General features: G+C 46.5%; 17 protein-coding genes. 9 read left to right on the top strand and 8 right to left on the bottom strand.

The window, feature by feature from the left end:
- Positions 1-150 precede the first annotated feature (150 nt).
- Entirely contained in the window at positions 151-1,854 is a 1,704-nt protein-coding gene (locus tag KDM90_RS13425; RefSeq protein ID WP_329605323.1) for a CocE/NonD family hydrolase, read from the top strand.
- Between the two features lie 154 nt (positions 1,855-2,008).
- On the opposite strand, the gene phhA is transcribed toward KDM90_RS13425, so the two are convergent.
- Positions 2,009-2,896, bottom strand: coding sequence for a phenylalanine 4-monooxygenase (phhA, locus tag KDM90_RS13420; RefSeq protein WP_212676113.1), 888 nt, complete (start codon positions 2,894-2,896; stop codon positions 2,009-2,011).
- Positions 2,897-2,967: 71 nt separating this feature from the next.
- The gene (gene hppD / locus KDM90_RS13415) at positions 2,968-4,086 is read right to left on the bottom strand and encodes a 4-hydroxyphenylpyruvate dioxygenase (RefSeq protein ID WP_212676112.1); all 1,119 of its coding nucleotides are present in this window, start codon (positions 4,084-4,086) and stop codon (positions 2,968-2,970) included.
- Positions 4,087-4,289: 203 nt separating this feature from the next.
- Between hppD and KDM90_RS13410 the strand changes: the two genes are divergently transcribed.
- Positions 4,290-4,790 carry an Lrp/AsnC family transcriptional regulator gene (locus KDM90_RS13410; protein ID WP_212676111.1) on the top strand — a complete coding sequence of 167 codons (501 nt, stop codon included), beginning with the start codon at positions 4,290-4,292 and terminating at the stop codon, positions 4,788-4,790.
- A gap of 50 nt (positions 4,791-4,840) precedes the next feature.
- Here KDM90_RS13410 and KDM90_RS13405 read toward each other — a convergent pair whose 3' ends face one another.
- From KDM90_RS13405 to KDM90_RS13385, 5 genes are all read right to left on the bottom strand, one after another.
- On the bottom strand, positions 4,841-5,875 hold the full coding sequence (locus KDM90_RS13405; RefSeq protein ID WP_230409797.1) for a PstS family phosphate ABC transporter substrate-binding protein: 1,035 nt from the start codon (positions 5,873-5,875) through the stop codon (positions 4,841-4,843).
- A gap of 47 nt (positions 5,876-5,922) precedes the next feature.
- Complete coding sequence (locus tag KDM90_RS13400; RefSeq protein ID WP_212676110.1) at positions 5,923-6,750, bottom strand: hypothetical protein; 828 nt, start codon at positions 6,748-6,750, stop codon at positions 5,923-5,925.
- A 199-nt stretch (positions 6,751-6,949) separates the two neighbouring features.
- The gene (locus KDM90_RS13395; protein WP_212676109.1) at positions 6,950-8,194 is read right to left on the bottom strand and encodes a multifunctional CCA addition/repair protein; all 1,245 of its coding nucleotides are present in this window, start codon (positions 8,192-8,194) and stop codon (positions 6,950-6,952) included.
- Between the two features lie 27 nt (positions 8,195-8,221).
- Complete coding sequence (locus tag KDM90_RS13390; protein ID WP_212676206.1) at positions 8,222-8,938, bottom strand: glutathione S-transferase family protein; 717 nt, start codon at positions 8,936-8,938, stop codon at positions 8,222-8,224.
- A gap of 9 nt (positions 8,939-8,947) precedes the next feature.
- Positions 8,948-10,963 carry a lytic transglycosylase domain-containing protein gene (locus tag KDM90_RS13385; protein WP_230409796.1) on the bottom strand — a complete coding sequence of 672 codons (2,016 nt, stop codon included), beginning with the start codon at positions 10,961-10,963 and terminating at the stop codon, positions 8,948-8,950.
- Positions 10,964-11,047: 84 nt separating this feature from the next.
- Between KDM90_RS13385 and KDM90_RS13380 the strand changes: the two genes are divergently transcribed.
- The 6 genes from KDM90_RS13380 (at position 11,048) to KDM90_RS13355 (ending at position 15,525) form a co-directional block, all read left to right on the top strand.
- Positions 11,048-11,650 carry a 5-formyltetrahydrofolate cyclo-ligase gene (locus tag KDM90_RS13380; RefSeq protein WP_212676108.1) on the top strand — a complete coding sequence of 201 codons (603 nt, stop codon included), beginning with the start codon at positions 11,048-11,050 and terminating at the stop codon, positions 11,648-11,650.
- Between the two features lie 134 nt (positions 11,651-11,784).
- Complete coding sequence (locus KDM90_RS13375; RefSeq protein ID WP_438947438.1) at positions 11,785-12,213, top strand: DUF1924 domain-containing protein; 429 nt, start codon at positions 11,785-11,787, stop codon at positions 12,211-12,213.
- A 9-nt stretch (positions 12,214-12,222) separates the two neighbouring features.
- Complete coding sequence (locus tag KDM90_RS13370; protein WP_230409795.1) at positions 12,223-12,720, top strand: diheme cytochrome c; 498 nt, start codon at positions 12,223-12,225, stop codon at positions 12,718-12,720.
- The gene (locus tag KDM90_RS13365) at positions 12,692-13,468 is read left to right on the top strand and encodes a cytochrome b/b6 domain-containing protein (protein ID WP_230409794.1); all 777 of its coding nucleotides are present in this window, start codon (positions 12,692-12,694) and stop codon (positions 13,466-13,468) included. The genes KDM90_RS13370 and KDM90_RS13365 overlap by 29 nt, the downstream gene beginning before the upstream one ends.
- On the top strand, positions 13,469-14,152 hold the full coding sequence (locus KDM90_RS13360; RefSeq protein WP_212676107.1) for a response regulator transcription factor: 684 nt from the start codon (positions 13,469-13,471) through the stop codon (positions 14,150-14,152).
- The gene (locus KDM90_RS13355; RefSeq protein ID WP_212676106.1) at positions 14,149-15,525 is read left to right on the top strand and encodes an ATP-binding protein; all 1,377 of its coding nucleotides are present in this window, start codon (positions 14,149-14,151) and stop codon (positions 15,523-15,525) included. The genes KDM90_RS13360 and KDM90_RS13355 overlap by 4 nt, the downstream gene beginning before the upstream one ends.
- Before the next feature lie 117 nt (positions 15,526-15,642).
- Here the strand turns inward: KDM90_RS13355 and KDM90_RS13350 are convergent, their stop codons facing one another.
- Positions 15,643-16,020, bottom strand: coding sequence for a VOC family protein (locus KDM90_RS13350; RefSeq protein WP_212676105.1), 378 nt, complete (start codon positions 16,018-16,020; stop codon positions 15,643-15,645).
- A gap of 128 nt (positions 16,021-16,148) precedes the next feature.
- Between KDM90_RS13350 and KDM90_RS13345 the strand changes: the two genes are divergently transcribed.
- Positions 16,149-16,868, top strand: coding sequence for an SOS response-associated peptidase (locus tag KDM90_RS13345; protein ID WP_212676104.1), 720 nt, complete (start codon positions 16,149-16,151; stop codon positions 16,866-16,868).
- Positions 16,869-16,907: the final 39 nt, after the last annotated feature.

Here is a 16,907-nt window from a genome sequence, read left to right as displayed (position 1 = left end):
TCAGTTCAAGGTCGACACGAATTTCACTGGGTGTGCGCGCCAAATAAGCCACTAAATAAGCCAACCCGTTACTGGTTTAGTGCCCTAACAAGTTACCTAATTAGTTGCCTAATAACTTGTCTCCTTATAACGTTCGCCATACATCGCGATGTGTATGCCCAGCAAGTCGAAAATCCAATCGACCTCGGAGCTGACTACGAATTGAACGATAAGTTATTCTTCAATACAGCAGATGGTGCACGACTATCGGGTATGTTATTAAAGAAGAAAAATCTAAGCACACCTGTTCCAACGATTCTGCAATTCACTATCTACGCTAGACCCCAAGAACGCGACTTGCAGACACTAAAAGATATTGCAGATCGCGGCTACGTTGGTGTTATCGCGTATAGCCGAGGAAAGTATCTCAGTGAGGAGGCGATCAAACCCTATGAAACGGATGGCGCTGACGCCCGTACGGTGATCGATTGGATTAGCAAGCAGACATGGTCCGATGGTCAAGTAGCAATGATGGGTGGGAGCTATAACGGCTTCACGCAATGGGCTGCCAGCAAACAACTCCACCCAGCATTGAAAACCATCGTGCCAATTGTCGCCAACCGCCCTGGCATGGGATTGCCGATGGAAAATAACATTTTCATCAATCCGAATTACCAGTGGGCCTTCTATGTCGGCAATCAACGCTTGCTCGACAATAAAACCAATGACGACCGCCAACGTTTCCGAGAAATGCAATTTAACTGGTGGTATTCAGGTCGCCCATATCGCGAAATCGACCAAGTCGATGGTACGTCCAATCCTTGGCTACAAACTTGGTTACAGCACCCTAGCTACGATCGCTATTGGCAAGATATGGCTCCCTACGGTAAAGAGTTTGCTCAGATTACGATTCCCGTGTTGACGATAGATGGCTACTTCAACGACTCGCAAGTCTCCAGTCTCGACTATTTGCGGCAACATCTGCAACACAATCCGCAGGCGGAACACTATTTGGTGATCGGACCCTATGGCCATTTTGGCGCGCAACGTGGTGGGGAGAAAAAGTTAAACGAACTGGACATTCATCCCGCAGCACTATTTGACATCAACGCTTTGACGTTCGCGTGGATGGATTATGTACTCAAAGGAAAACAAAAGCCGAGCTTCTTAAAAGATCGCGTGAATTACTTCCCCGTCGGTGAAAGCCAGTGGCGACATGCACCATCGCTCTCAGCGATGAGCGACCACATGCTGCGTTTGTACTTGACGCCAGATACCAAACACAAGCAGCATCGTTTAACACCAACCTTGGAAATTCAACAAAATTACGTCGAACAAATCGTCGATTTTGCGGACCGAAAAAACAGCAATAACGATTACTACCCCTACCCTATCCTGCGCAACAATATTGATCGCAGCAATGGCTTGATTTTTGTTAGCGATCCCTTCAAGGAAGATATTTTACTCAATGGTGCATTCAGCGGTGAGCTGATCGCCAGCATCAACAAGCGCGATTTCGATTTCGGCGTAACGCTGTATGAGCTGACACCTGAAGGTCACTATTTTCACCTCGGCTACGTGATCGATCGCGCCAGCTATTTACATGACCCAAGCCAGCGACAGTTGCTAAAACCAAATCAAGTGACTCGTCTACCATTAACGCAAACCAAATTGATCAGCAAGCGTCTGCATAAAGGTAGTCGCATCGTGGTCTACCTTAACGTCAACAAGAACGCTTTTTCGCAAATTAACTATGGAACCGGAAAAGATGTGAGCGATGAAAGCATCGGTGATGCGAAACGGAAGTTAGTGGTGAAATGGTTTGCTGGGAGTTATGTGAATTTGCAGTTAATGCTTCTTCACGAAGACCCGTAGTGCAAAGCTCAAAAACAAGTTGATAGCGAGTTCGTGCAAATTGGGGGCGGATTCGATTCCCAAATGCCCCTCAAAAAAACAAAAAGGTCCAATCAGAGAAAGATTGGACCTTTTTTTTAAGGAGAAACGATGCTGCCGAGGTCTGAATCTACACTCAATGCGGCGCTGGCAACAACTCCACTTCATGTGGCAACAAGGTATTGGCCGGCAGCACATCCAAATGTTTCAATTTTTCGTAGAGCGGCGTGAAATCTGGCGCTGTACCGTCGAACAATTGTTGGAAACTATCAATTACAAAATAAGTCTCTTGATAGGAATCAATCTTGTACAAAGTACGTAAACAACGTTCGATATCGAGACGGATATGGCGGGATTGGGTGCCTGGCGTCAAACAGTATTCCACTTCACCACCCGATGACAATATCCCTGCACCATAGATGCGCACGCCTTCTGGGGTATTGATCAAACCGAACTCCACTGTATACCAATACAAGCGTGCTAATTCATCGAGACCACCGAGCTTCATTGCTTTCAGACCACCTTGACCATAGCGTTGAATATAGTCTGCAAAAACAGGGTTGAACAACAAAGGTACGTGACCAAAGAAGTCATGAAACACATCAGGTTCAACGATGTAGTTGAATTCTTCAGGTTTACGCAACCATACGGTCACAGGGAAACGACGATTCGCCAAGTGATCGAAGAAAGTTAATTCAGGAATCAAGCCAGGTACCGCAACGATAGTCCAACCCGTCGCTGCGAATAATTCTTTGGAAGTTTTCTCAAAGACAGGAATGCCATCAGCGGCATCCATCTTTTCCAAGGCATCGATAAACTCTTGGCAGGCTCGACCTGGTAACAGCGCTAACTGGCGCTGATACAGTTTGCGCCACAATTCATGTTCTGCTTCGGTATAAGCGTGCCAATCTTGTTGCACTACGTAATGCGCATCCATGTGCTCATAGTTACCGCGCAGTGCAGCACCATTTGACTTGGTCGCGACCGTGGCGAGAAAATCTTCATTCGAAACTGAGGTATCCATTTTTGTCTCCAAAAAAAAGCCAACACTTGTGATGTTAGCTTTCCTTTTTTATGCCTGTCTCGCGATGGCGATTAGGCGGTTGTTTTACTGTCGTCCTTCAATACACCACGACGTATCTGATCCAATTCAATCGACTCAAACAAAGCACGGAAGTTGCCCTCACCAAAACCTTGGTCACCTTTGCGTTGAATGATTTCAAAGAAGATAGGACCGATGACTGTGGTAGTGAAAATCTGCAACAACAACTCACGTGTCGTTTCTGTACTCTTACCGTCAATCAAAACACGCAATTTACGCAGGGCTTCAACGTTTTCGCCATGACCTGGCAAACGACGATCAACCAAATCGTAATACGTGTCTATCGTGTCTTGGAAAGATACGCCAGCTGCTTTCATGTCTTCCACAGTTTTGTAGACATTGTCTGTGCCCATCGCTATGTGCTGAACACCTTCGCCATGATATAGATCCAAATACTCGGAGATTTGCGATTTATCATCTGAAGATTCATTAATCGGAATACGAATCTTGCCACATGGTGATGTCATCGCTTTCGATTTTAAGCCAGTCAATTTACCAGCGATATCGAAGTAACGAATTTCACGGAAGTTGAACAGCGTTTCGTAGAAATCAGACCACTCCGCCATACGACCACGGTGTACGTTATGTGTGAGATGATCAATGTAAGTCAAACCATGGCCTACTGGATTTGGATCAACGCCAGGGATCGCCACGAAGTCAGCGTCATAAATACTAATGTTACCGATCGCGCCTTTTTCGGCGCCATCTTTACCTTGCCAACGATCAACGAAGTAGATCAAAGAATCGCCGATGCCTTTGATGGCGGGGATATTCAATTCCATTGGACCAGTTTGATTATCGAAGCCCCATGCGCCTAATTCCAAAGCACGCTTGTAGGCGAAGTTCGCATCTTTCACACGGATCGCAAAAGCGCAGACGGAAGGGCCGTGTTTACGTGCAAAGCGTTGTGCGAAAGAATTGGGTTCGGCATTAATGATGAAGTTCACATCACCCTGGCGGTACAACGTCACATTCTTGGTGCGATGCTTTGCAATCGCAGTGAAACCCATTTCAATAAACAGTTTTTCGAGTTCTTTTGGTTCTGGTGCAGCGTATTCGATAAATTCGAAACCGTCCGTGCCCATCGGGTTTTCCCACGTTTGAAAGCTCATTATCATCTCCGTTAAAAAATTACCTCAGCACACACTACGCGCTCGGACAAAAAATCAATTCCCAAGCAAAACACTCAAGCGAGTTTGCGCTAAATCAAACCCAAAGTATAAAGCTTGGAATACGCCATAAAATGCCAAAATCACGCACAGCACTGTAAATTTAAGCAATAATATTGCCAAATATCGAAATAATGGAGCATAAAATGACAAAAATAGAACTCGACAAGATTGATCGTAAAATTTTAGCAATCTTGCAAGCCGATGGTCGCCTGACCAATCAAGAGGTGGCAGAGCGCGTCAATCTCTCTCCGTCACCTTGTTTGCGGCGCATTAAAAGATTAGAAGACGCAGGTGTGATCCGCAAGTATGTCGCGCTAATTGAAGCGGAGAAAATTGGATTGGGCTTGCTCGCCTACATCAACGTAAGGCTGGAAAAACATACCGATACGCCCGCGAAAGGCAATTCACGCTCACCACGTATCGATTTCGCTGCGTCAGTCGAGCAATGGCCGGAGGTCGTTGCCTGCTATGCGATGACGGGTGAAATGGATTATTTGTTACGCGTACGCGTGGAAGATATGAATCACTTTTCGCGTTTTATGATGGAAACGCTACTCAAACATTCCGCCGTACTCGACGTCAAGTCTAGCTTTGCTTTACAAGAGATTAAAGACACAACCGCTTTGCCTTTAAGTGGAATTTAGAACCGACAATCAACTCCACCCATCAGCTTATACGTCTTTTGCAAAGATTTTTAATTCTTAGGCTCGCGCTTCAATAGTTCCTCAATCGTCACGCCAACTTCAGCTTCACCACCGAATGCCGTTCCTGTTTTTTTGATTTTATAGTTGACCATCGTATGACGATAATCTTTCATCGACAAAGGAATGTATTTGACTTGTTTCGCCACCGTTTCAGCGTGATTGAGATAATAATCGACAAACGCGGCGACTTCTGGACGTTGATCGGCTTTGACATTCACATAAATGAAGAGTGGCCTTGCCAAAGGTTGATAGCTCGCATCCAGTACGGATTTGACAGAAGGCAAAACAGCGAGCTTCGCATTTTTCGCAACAATTGCCGCGGCCTTCAATTGCTTGCTATTTTCTGAATAGTACGCATAGCCGAGATAACCCATTGCGTTCACATCGCGTGACACCGCTTGCACGATCACATTATCATCCTCTGACGTAGTGAAATCGGTGCGACTCAACTTTGCCTTTCCGTTAATCGCTTCGGTAAAATAGTCAAAAGTGCCGGACTCGACGCCTGGACCATACAGTTTGATAGGTGTTTTTGGCCAAGCTGGATTCACTTGATTCCAAGTCACTATTTGACCTTGGGCAGCGGGCTCCCAAATCTTCTTAAGTTCGTCGACCGTGATCTTACTTAGAAACTTATTCTTAGGATGAATCACTACGGTCACAGCATCAAAAGCCACCGGCAATTCTAAATAGTAAATGCCATTTTTTGCGCATTCGACCATTTCCTTTTTAAGGATAGGACGAGATGCATCCGAGATGTCCGTTTCACCTTTACAGAATTTTTTGAAGCCACCACCAGTTCCAGCGATACCAATTGTGAATTTAACCTGAGGATTTTTTTCTCGAAAACTTTCAGACATGGCTTCCGTGATTGGAAATACAGTGCTAGATCCATCAATTTTAATTGTCGCTGCGGAGAGCGTTTGTGTTTGTGCTTGGGCCTTGCATGCTTGCACGCTCATCATCGCTGCAAACAGCATCAAAGAAAATGCACTCAGTATTTGCTTATGTTGGGAAGGTTTCATAGGTAATCCAGACAGTTCAGACAAGCGTGGGAAAAGTAAATTGATGATCAACGTTCTGCGATGATGGTCGGATCCGGCATCAAGCCATATCCCAAACGAACGATCTCCACCATCATTTGCGCGATGCGATCGCTAGTGGAAGAAATATTGCGTAAATCTTCGGCCTTGAAACTAGGAGAACTCAATGCCTTTTCATAAAATAGCCATTGCTGTTGAGCCAGCTTCAGACGATCTTTCAAAGCTTTATCGTGCTGTGCCTCATCCGCCAAGAGATTCATACCATTAATGAATTCAATACGCGACTGAGCCAAGTCAACTTGTAAGCCCTGCTTTCCTTGCATATTTTTATCCATGAAACGGAGCAGAACAATTTTTGCCATGCGCTGTGCTAAGGATGCTTGGCGCAGGGCTAGGCCAGATACTCGCGAACTGGGATCATTCGATTCAGCCTCAATCGCGAAAGAGAGAAAATTCATCTTGATCAACAAATCTTCGTTGACATCGTACATTGCTGCAGCGGTCTTCACATTTAAACTGGGCAAGGACTCCACTTGATCATTCAGCGCGACATTGACACGATTAAATGCTTTCCCCGCTTTCTCTGAGCGCACCTGGCGTGATAGTTCTTTTCTCAAACGTGCAATGGTTTCAAAGGATCGTGCACGCTCCAACTCGGTTTGACCACTCATGATGCCCAAAGCCATTTGCAAACTTAATTTATAACTACGCTCGGACTCAAGACGAAACATACCTGCGGTCAAAAGCGGTGGTGGCGTATTCACGCCGGGTGCTTGAATGGGTCGATAGTCTGCACTGGCAGCAGCGCCGCAAAAAAACATCGAGGCAAAGAGGCATTTCAAGGATTTCTGTAACATGTTTTTCTCTATCATCTGCATTTAATATCTGTTCCAACACCTTGGATTGTTATCACTTGGTGTATTTTTTATGAACGTAATTTTAAAAAAGAGATGTGACGAGATGATTACAAACTATCTCAACGAATTGTCGACCGCCTCGACAAATGACTGGCCGAGTTTAAGAGAAATGGCATTGTTACTAAGGCAGTACACGCACTTAATCACCGTCGTGTTGGATGTTGAGTAAAGGTCGAATTGCATTGATTCGGGCAACCCGCACCACTTCTGCAATTTTCTGCGGTTGTCCGAGATATGGTTGCGCGACGGCACCTGCATTGACTGCTAAGGCCGCATTCAAAACTGAGGTTAAAAAGCCGACTTGTGGGAATTGGATATCGTCCAGGCCCGAACGACCAAAACAATCACACTCTGCCGCTTTTAGCATGTCTAAAAAGCGTTGAGGCTTTCGAAATGCATCATTTCTCTCCAGCATATCCTGCAGAGTCGCGGCTCTCATCTCGCGACTTCGGCCAACGTTACCATGGTCACGAGTCGTCATCACGGCGAGTTCTCGACAATCGACAGGTACTCTCAAGCGTTCGCAGAGTTTCTTCACCAGATCAACACCCAGCGCCTCATGTCCGTGATGACGCGGCCATAAATTGGAATCTGTCACCGCTTTACCCAGATCGTGCAACAAAGCAGCAAACCGAATAGAGAGAGAATAATTTTGCTGTGCCGCGTAATCCACAACTAGCATGATGTGCGCGCCTGTATCAATCTCCGGATGAAATTTTGCTGGCTGCGGCACACCCCACAGTGCGTTTAGCTCTGGCATCAGACGGGCGAGTGCACCACATTCCCGTAAGACTTCAAACATACGCGATGGCTTTTGTTCCATTAGACCGCGCGAGATCTCTTGCCAGACTCGCTCAGGCACTAAGGCATCGACCTCCCCCGCTGCTACCATCGACTTCATCAACTCCATCGTTTCGGGTGCAACAGTAAAAGCATGGGGTGCAACAGAAAAACGTGCAGCAAAGCGCGCTATCCTCAATATTCGAACAGGGTCTTCTTCAAAAGCTGATGAAACATGTCGAAATAGACCTTTTTCAAGATCTGCACGTCCATGATATGGATCAATCAGAACACCTTGTTCATCACGCGCAATCGCATTGATGGTGAGGTCACGTCGAACCAAATCTTGTTCTAAACTCACCGTCGGATCAGTATGAAAAACGAAGCCTTTATATCCTGCTGCGGTCTTGCGCTCGGTTCTTGCAAGGGCATACTCTTCATTCGTGTGAGGATGCAAAAAAACGGGAAAATCTTTACCGACAGGTTTAAACCCCTTGGCCACCATTTGCTCTGGTGTCGCACCCACCACCACATAGTCTCGGTCTTGAACAGGCAAACCCAGCAAAGCATCACGAACCGCACCGCCCACTACATAAGTTTTCATTGAATTTCTCTTCTAGAGAAAGTGCTATCAGGGAAAATCATATTTTGGCATATCGTCTTTTTCATCGATCGCCCCAAGCACCCACTGAGTGACCGCTGTATGCGCTTCAATCCGTTCACAGTATGCTTGCAAGGCCGGAGCCAATGAGACACCATAGGTTTTAAATCGCATCACGATCGGCGCAAAGAATGCATCCGCGATCGAAAAGTCACCAAACAAAAACCGATGTGCGCCATAGCTTGATAAACAATCTTCCCAAATTTCGCTAATACGTCCGATATCCGCCTGAGATCCAGCAGTTCGACCTTTGCCAGGGAAATGCGCACGAATATTCATAGGCATCGCGGCACGCAAGGCACTAAAACCAGAATGCATCTCTGCGCAAATACTTCGCGCTGCCGCGCGCGCTGCCACACTCTCTGGCCACAGGTTGTAGTCGGGGAAACGTTCTGCCAAATACTCACAGATTGCGAGGGAATCCCAAATCACCAAATCATCACCCAACAAAACAGGGACCCGACCCGACAAGGAATATTCAGAAATTTTTTGAGTAGTATCAGGTCTATCGAGAACAATTCGGATTTCTTCAAATGGAATGCCGAAGGCTTTCATCACTAACCAAGGACGCATCGACCACGAAGAATAATTTTTATTCCCGATCACCAAGCGGTAATTACTTTTACGCATGGCGTTATGCAATGGCGCCAGAGTCGGTTGTAAATCGAGATCGTCATTTGTTTGCATCATCTGCTCCTACTGGTATTCTGGTTCATCTGCGCTCATTCCTTTCGGAATCACAATTCCTAAACGGTTTTTGAGCGATTGCGGTTTCTTTTCAAAGATCGCTGCGTAATAGGTTGCATTCGACAACACATTCTTCACATAATCACGGGTCTCAGAAAACGGAATCGTTTCTGCAAATATCGCACCTTCAACCGGACGCGTTAAAGTCGCGCGCCAAGCTCTGGGTCTGCCAGGTCCTGCATTGTATGCAGCCGATGCCAAAGCTTGTGATCCACCTAAATCAGTTAGCACCATGTTCAAGTAATTCGTTCCCAATGCGATATTGGTCTCCACTTCGTTGACTTGATGCGGAACATAATTCGACAATCCAATTTTTTTCGCGACCCATTTCGCAGTCTTGGGCATGACTTGCATCAAACCAGATGCCCCAACATGAGATTTCGCAGCGGTTGCAAAACGCGATTCTTGTCGAATCAAACCGTACACCCAAGCCATATCGACGCCAACTGCTTGCGTGGCCTTATACATGCTGTCATTAAATGGCGTAGGAAAACGCTGATTAAAATCGATATCCGATTTGGTTTTATCGGACGTATTCACCATCCTGTCCAATAACTCGTTTTGCCGTGCAAATTCTGCTGCCGCCAACAGTTCACGCTCATTCATGCTACGGAGTGCCCAATTCCACTCACGTGTCCCTTCAAAACGTAAATTCATTGCATAAAACTTGAGTGCTCTTTGCAAATTCGGATTTTGTGTAATGGGAATTAACTCTTCCTGCGTCACAGGTTTCGCTAAAACAGGGGCGCCAATTTTTTGTCCTCGCTCCTCCAAAGCGAGCTGCCCATAAAAATGCATTTGATCTGAAATACTGGCAAAAGTCGCCAACGCTTCTTCTTTTTTCCCCTCTTGCAGTAAGGCTCGACCATGCCAATAAATCCAAGTTGGCTGGTTTTTCAAGCTAATGGGCATCGTCGCAATGGTATTCTTCACCATCTTCCAGTCCCCTTCCCGCAACGCCATTCTCGTGCGCCATTGGTAAGCCTCTAAGCTAAGATGAGCGCTGTCCGCTTGCTTCCAATAGCTCAATGCTTCTGCTTGCAATTTTTGCGACGCGGGTAAGGCAATGTTCGCCCAAGCTTGCGCTTTCTCTGCGCTGTTTAATCGTCCTGCATATTTTTTCAAAGCTTGTACAGATTTTTCTGGATCATTTTTCGCAGCCCTACCCAGCGCCATTAAAAACAATTCTCTGCTAATACGATCATTCGCAGGTTCTTTTTTGAACAAATTCGCTGGTTTATCCATCGCCTCGACCAAACGCTTCTCAGGAATATTGAGCATCTTTCCTAAACGTTTTGCGAGAGGCATCGCGGACGATTCTGAAGCGATCCGCATTTGCGCCCAAATGTCAGCGTCGGTGAACTGGCCTTGTTCATACAACACATTTATTAACTGATAACAGCCATCACCATATTGTTTAGGTGAAGTGATCAAAGCTCGCGCCTCGACCGCGACCCGCTGTTGTTTGATTGCTTTAGAAAGCAAAGCGTAGCACTTGACCTGACTATCATCATTGACCACGTACAAGGGCAATTGTTGATCAAAATTGGTCCAATCACCACGAAACCCCAAAACCAATAACCAATCATTTCGAAGCCGATCAGCAATGGCGCTTCCTTCATATTTTTTAAAGAAAGTCTGAATTTCAGCTGCTGAAATCGAACGGATCCGGGTCCTAAGAACATAATATTCGACGTACGATGGAATGGCGTAATTCGTCAATTGTGATGCGTGCATTTGAGCAGCTTTCGCATCATCATGCATTGCCGCGTCACGCAAGGCCATGAAGCGATCGTCGTCGTTCACTAACCCTGGGTCTGGTAACATACCAACGGGTAAATAAGAGGACGGCAATTCTGCTGCGCCAGTGGACATTGCGACTGGTGAAAAGAGGGCAAGCATAATGCTTGAAATGCCGATAAGTCGCTTCGACATTGGAATGACCCCACACTGATGTTCTAACATTTTTTAAGCTAATTCCTTTAAAACTTTTAGGATTCAATTAATTTTGCAATAATTTAATTAACTGATTAACCAATGTTTGACAGTATGACACAGCCACCAGATAGCGTAAAAGCGCAAATACCCGCATTACTCCCAATCCGCGCGCAATTGCGTCATACCCTAAGGCGACAACGGCATGACATTCCCTTGCCTGTCAAACAAGATTGGGACAGACTAATCGCCCATCACCTCTTACAAGAAATTCGCCAATTCGCTCCAAAACAAATCGGCATCTATTGGCCAATCAAACAAGAGCCTGAGTTACAGGACTGCTTTCAACAACTTCATATTGCAGGATATCAGCTCGCGTTGCCTATCGTCGTGTCCAAAGTGGAGGCGTTGAAGTTTGTTGCATGGGTACCGGGAGATGCGATGGAGCAGGACGAATATGGCATTCCAATTCCCCAGCGGCGCGAACAAGCGATTCAACCCGACTTGATTATCATCCCTTGTGTTGGTTTTAATTCTGCTTGCTACCGATTGGGTTACGGCGGTGGTTTTTATGACCGCACATTAGCAAAGTTTCCATCGGTACGCAGCATTGGTGTTGCCTATCAATTGCTAGAAACAAACTTTATCGCAGAAGAATTTGATTTGCCTTTAAACGCAATCATCACTGAACAAGGGATCACCGCAAGGCGGATTTGAAGCGCATTTAACTCATCATGAATGTGTAGCAGTCACTGTCTTATCGATCACAAACTCCACGGTAAAACCTGGCCATTACTCGACTTAAGCCAACTTTAAGATTCCTACGCCACTATGTCATTCATGGAGGCGCTATGAATCAAATTACATCTGTCAACAAAGTCAAGCAATCAATCGCAACACCCTTACTCAGTTTATTACTGATGGGCAGTATCGCTATTTCGCCAACCGTATCAGCGGAGACACCGCTGACCATACTCAAGCAGTACGAGGCCTTGTCGAAACAGACCGCATCAGCAAATCGCGGTCAGGTTTTATTTACATCGAATCATGGACGAGATTGGAGCTGTAGCTCTTGTCATGGCAACCCACCTACTCAAACTGGCAAGCATGCATCGACTGGGAAAAATATCACGCCACTAGCACCGAGCTTCAATCCTGAACGTTTCACCGACACCAGTAAGGTTGAAAAGTGGCTGCGTCGCAATTGCAATGATGTCTTCGGACGGGAATGCACGAACAGTGAAAAGGCTGACATTCTTAGTTGGCTAATCAAACTCTAGGGATCAACAATGAAAAACCTCGCATTTCCGAAAAGTCCGAGAACGGCCTTGAAGAATTTAGTCGTCATGCTGGGCTTATGCAGCTTTCAGCTTGTGTTCGCCGACCAAAAAACGAATCACGCAGCCATTCCGGCGTCACCCAAATATCAACAAGAGTGCGCAGCCTGCCACATAGCCTATCCAGCAGGCATGTTACCGACTGCCTCATGGAAGCGCCTGATGAACAATTTACCCAATCACTTTGGCACCGATGCCTCACTTGATAATGCCAGCGTGCAACAAATCAGTCAATGGCTACAGCTCTATGGCGGCACTTACAAACGCGTCACCAGCGAAGCACCGCAAGATCGCATCACCCGATCCGCATGGTTTATCCGCAAACATGACGAAGTATCAGCGCAAACCTGGAAGTTAGCCGCTGTCAAAAGCCCATCCAATTGCATGGCCTGTCATCAACAAGCAAATTTAGGAGATTTCAATGAACACCGTGTCCGCATCCCCCGCTAACGCTAGCGATGCTAGCAAGCCAAATACAATGTCAAACGCAGAACTCGCTAGTCATAGCAAACCCGATTATGTAAAAGTATGGGATCTACCTGTACGTTTAATCCACTGGTTGATTGCGCTATGTTTCACAGGCGCTTACTTAACCGCAGAAAGCGAAAGCTGGCGCTTGCTCCATGTGACCTTAGGCTACACCATGGGTGGCTTAATCGCCTTTCGTGTAATTTGGGGTGTGATCGGCACTCGCTATGCCCGCTTTTCCGTGTTCGTCCGTAGTCCGAGCGCGGTGTTGCAGTATTTACGTAGCCTGATGACTACATCACCCGAACACTTCACGGGACACAATCCAGCCGGAGCCATTGCCGTCCTCTTGTTATTAGGCTTGGGGGCAGCAATAAGCGTCTCGGGTTACGCCCTGTATAACGATTTGGGGGGTGAATGGATTGAGGAAACGCATGAATTCCTTGCCAACACTATGCTTGCCATCGTATGCATTCACATCACTGCGGTTCTCATTTCCAGCCACCTGCACAAAGAGAATCTGCCACTGGCCATGATTACTGGGAAAAAACGTCGCATCGCCAGCGCCGCCATTGCCTCAACTTGGCGTAGCGTCGCGCTTGTAATACTATTGTCCGTCATGGCTTTTTGGTTTTGGCAATGGCAGCAAGCGCCGATAGCGCAGCCAACTCAAAACAGTCATCAAATCAGTGCTGCCGATCAATCACAACATGAAGAAGACGACGACTAAATGCGCATCTTATTAGCAGAAGATGATTCCTTACTCGGCGATGGCCTGCAAGCTGGACTCAGACAATCCGGCTTTCAGGTTGACTGGGTTCGCGACGGCGTGGCAGCCGAGCACGAACTACGTGCGCTACCAATGAATGGCAGTACTTATGCGGCGGCAATTCTTGATCTCGGTCTTCCGCGCAAAGACGGACTTGAGGTATTAGCGTCGATTCGTGCAAATGGCATTAGCACACCGATTCTCATTTTGACGGCGCGTGACGCTTTACCTGACAAAGTGCGCGGCTTAAATCTCGGTGCCGATGATTACGTGACCAAGCCTGTCGATCTAGAAGAATTAGCAGCTCGCCTTCGGGCGCTAGTGCGCCGATCGCACGGACAGAGTCAAGAATGTTTGCGCGTGCAAGACTTAGTGCTTGATCCTGCTGCTCGCAACGTCAAACTGCAGCAAGAACCAATTAACCTATCCGCGCGTGAATTCAATTTACTTATGGCCATGATGCTCAACGCCGATCGCGTTTTATCACGTGAACAATTAGAACAGCACCTGTATAGTTGGGGCCAAGAAGTCGAAAGCAATACGATCGAAGTCTATATCCATAACTTACGTCGCAAACTCGGTCCCGGCTATATTCATACCGTGCGCGGGGTTGGATATCTCTTACAAAAGGCTGCAACGCATTGAAAACCGCCAAACCCAGCTCGCTGCAATCTGAATTAATTGCACTCGTACTCGGAACAGTGCTAGCAGTGTTTATCTTGATTGCCAGTTTGACTTGGCTCGATGCTAGTCACGAAATTGATGAAATTCTCGATAGCCATCTAACTCAAGCAGCGTCCCTATTGGTCGTGCAGGAAGCCAATGAAATTGGTGAAAACGAGCAACAAATTGACGCACCTGTACTACACCGATACGCGCAGAAAACGCTGTTTCAAGTTTTTCACGAAGGCAGACTCAGTTTGCGATCAGCCAACGCACCGATCACACCAATTCGGCCTATCGATCAGTACTTTACAGCAGGCTTTAGCACGATCAAAATTGATGAAAACAGTTGGCGAGTTTTTGCCACTCACGGTGCAGAAAGCGATATCAAGGTATTCGTTGCCGAGAAGATTGAAACACGTGCATCGATCTTGCAAGCCGTTTTTCGTAGCGTACTAGTCCCTCTAGGATTAGCACTACCAGCCTTAGGGCTAGCGATTTGGTGGTCGATCCGGCGTGGTATGCGACCACTTCGGCATCTCAGTTACACACTACAGCAACGTAACGCGGGTTCATTGGAACCATTATCGACCGAGCACTGCAATATCGAAATTCTACCTATGCTCAATGCTCTGAACGACCTATTCCAACGCACCAATGCATTGCATCAAGCGGAACAACGCTTTACTGCCGATGCAGCTCATGAATTGCGCACTCCCATTGCAGCACTGCGCGCGCAAGCTCAAGTTGCGATGGCAGAGAGTGATCCGATTCGGCGACAACTGGCGATGCAAAATACATTGACTGCGTGCGATCGCGCTGGCCGTTTAGTTGACCAACTCTTGACCTTGGCCAAACTAGAGAATCAGGCACAAATTGCGTTGCAGAGTACGCATTTATCAAGGCTCATCAAACAATGCCTAGCGGACTTGGCGCCGCGCGCCGTCCACAAACAACAGCAATTAAGTTTTGATTGCGATGATGGGATATCTGACCAAATTCAAGCAAATGAATTGCTCCTAACAGTACTTTTCAGAAACCTAATCGACAATGCGATTCGCTACTCCCCTTCGCACGCCATCATCAATATCCGCCTAAATAAAGTCGATAAAAAACTATGTGTGGAAATTGAAGACAGTGGAAATGGATTAGATCAAGCCGCAATCGATCGGCTAGGTGAGCGTTTTTTCCGAACCACAGAACAACACGAGAGCGGCAGCGGTCTTGGCTGGTCGATCGTGCGTCGGATCGCTGAGGTGCACCAACTCGTCATTAAAACTAGTCGTTCAGAACAACTCGGAGGATTTATGATCCATATCGAATTTCAATCCCAAAGCCAGCCGGAACAAGCGTAGCTTCGGGGTCGTTAATCATCTGCTAGCCAATCTTCTTTTAGCCTTCCAAAGAGGTGCATATCAAACTACCTCGACAGTACCTGCCTACTGGCTGAAACTCACTAGCAGATTGACATTTTATAGTGCCTTCTCTGCCATCAGTCCGATCAAATTTTGGTCAGGATCACGTAGAAATGCCATCCACAAAGTATGATCGGGCATCTTGGCAACCAATTGGGGCTCTTGAACTAGCAACTGCCCCTTATTCTTTAACTCTTGCACGATTTGCGTCATATCCGACACTTTGTAGTAAATTACAGATGTTCTATGATCACTCTCCGCTCCTTGTAATGTGGTCAGCATCAAACGCACTTCACCACACTGTAAAAAACTTAAATGGGGAGGAGCGTCGAATAAGCATGGAAGGCCGAGTACCTGATGATAAAAATCTTTTGCTCGCTGGATATCGCTGACAGCAATTGCAATTTGACCAATCGACACAATTCCTGATGACATCCTATCCCTCCGCAGCAAGTAAAATACCAAAGTCATAAAGCGCAACAGCGAGTAAAGTAGAAGCCAATCGCTTTTGCGAAACATAATCAATATAGCGCAGTTCAGTTAATTCTTACTACCTCTTTTCTATGTGCGTTAATTACACCCCAACTCGACGCGACCAGATCGCAGCAAAATTTCAAGCACTTGACCAAACTGGTGAAGAATGGCGACCTGAAACATGGCAAGACTATCGTGCACCATTCATCACACACGATGCATTGAAGCGACGTCGAGCGCAATTGGGAACTTATGGAATGATTCCTAAAAACCAAATACCAGTGGGATCAAAGCGATTTAGCACCATGAATGCGCGCGCGGAAACCATAGGCGAACTACGCAGTTTTGCAAAATCGTGGAGAACAAATCAACGATGCTTGGTTCCATTGCAAAATTTTTTCGAACCGAATTATGAAAATGGTAAAGCAGAACGCTGGCAAATTGGCATCGAGGATGCCAGCGACTTCGCGGTTGCGGGACTGTATCGCATATGGGACGAACCGGACGGTCAACAGAGCTTTTCGTTCACACAGATTACCATCAATGCCGACGAACATCCTTTGATGCGCCGCTTCCATCAACCGGGAGATGAAAAACGTGCTTTAGTCATTTTGCACGAAGAGGATTATGACGACTGGTTGAGTTGTACTAATCCGGAAATTGCTCGTGCCTACTTGACTTTGTTTCCGGCGGAGAAAATGTGGGCGCGACCTGCTCCGATAAAATCCCCCCAAACGCTTAAAACAGATTTAGATGCATCGCGGGATAAAGTCGAAACAAACCTGCCAATTCAACTGACTTTGCTTTGAAAAATTTTCTCAACAATTGCGTGCTCACACTTTCTTTTT

It is taken from the genome of Affinundibacterium fentianense (genome assembly GCF_018139545.1).
Lineage (GTDB): Bacteria > Pseudomonadota > Gammaproteobacteria > Burkholderiales > Burkholderiaceae_D > Undibacterium > Undibacterium fentianense.
The sequence above is the reverse complement of the archived record's forward strand: the minus strand, read 5'-3'. Positions and strand labels throughout refer to the sequence as shown.

Bases quoted from the DNA above. Each gene is read 5' to 3' on its own strand.
- phhA (WP_212676113.1), bottom strand. From the start codon at position 2,896: ATGGATACCTCAGTTTCGAATGAAGATTTTCTCGCCACGGTCGCGACC.
- hppD (WP_212676112.1), bottom strand. From the start codon at position 4,086: ATGAGCTTTCAAACGTGGGAAAACCCGATGGGCACGGACGGTTTCGAA.
- KDM90_RS13410 (WP_212676111.1), top strand. From the start codon at position 4,290: ATGACAAAAATAGAACTCGACAAGATTGATCGTAAAATTTTAGCAATC.
- KDM90_RS13405 (WP_230409797.1), bottom strand. From the start codon at position 5,875: ATGAAACCTTCCCAACATAAGCAAATACTGAGTGCATTTTCTTTGATG.
- KDM90_RS13400 (WP_212676110.1), bottom strand. From the start codon at position 6,750: ATGTTACAGAAATCCTTGAAATGCCTCTTTGCCTCGATGTTTTTTTGC.
- KDM90_RS13395 (WP_212676109.1), bottom strand. From the start codon at position 8,194: ATGAAAACTTATGTAGTGGGCGGTGCGGTTCGTGATGCTTTGCTGGGT.
- KDM90_RS13390 (WP_212676206.1), bottom strand. From the start codon at position 8,938: ATGCAAACAAATGACGATCTCGATTTACAACCGACTCTGGCGCCATTG.
- KDM90_RS13385 (WP_230409796.1), bottom strand. From the start codon at position 10,963: ATGTTAGAACATCAGTGTGGGGTCATTCCAATGTCGAAGCGACTTATC.
- KDM90_RS13380 (WP_212676108.1), top strand. From the start codon at position 11,048: ATGACACAGCCACCAGATAGCGTAAAAGCGCAAATACCCGCATTACTC.
- KDM90_RS13375 (WP_438947438.1), top strand. From the start codon at position 11,785: ATGAATCAAATTACATCTGTCAACAAAGTCAAGCAATCAATCGCAACA.
- KDM90_RS13370 (WP_230409795.1), top strand. From the start codon at position 12,223: ATGAAAAACCTCGCATTTCCGAAAAGTCCGAGAACGGCCTTGAAGAAT.
- KDM90_RS13365 (WP_230409794.1), top strand. From the start codon at position 12,692: ATGAACACCGTGTCCGCATCCCCCGCTAACGCTAGCGATGCTAGCAAG.
- KDM90_RS13360 (WP_212676107.1), top strand. From the start codon at position 13,469: ATGCGCATCTTATTAGCAGAAGATGATTCCTTACTCGGCGATGGCCTG.
- KDM90_RS13350 (WP_212676105.1), bottom strand. From the start codon at position 16,020: ATGTCATCAGGAATTGTGTCGATTGGTCAAATTGCAATTGCTGTCAGC.
- KDM90_RS13345 (WP_212676104.1), top strand. From the start codon at position 16,149: ATGTGCGTTAATTACACCCCAACTCGACGCGACCAGATCGCAGCAAAA.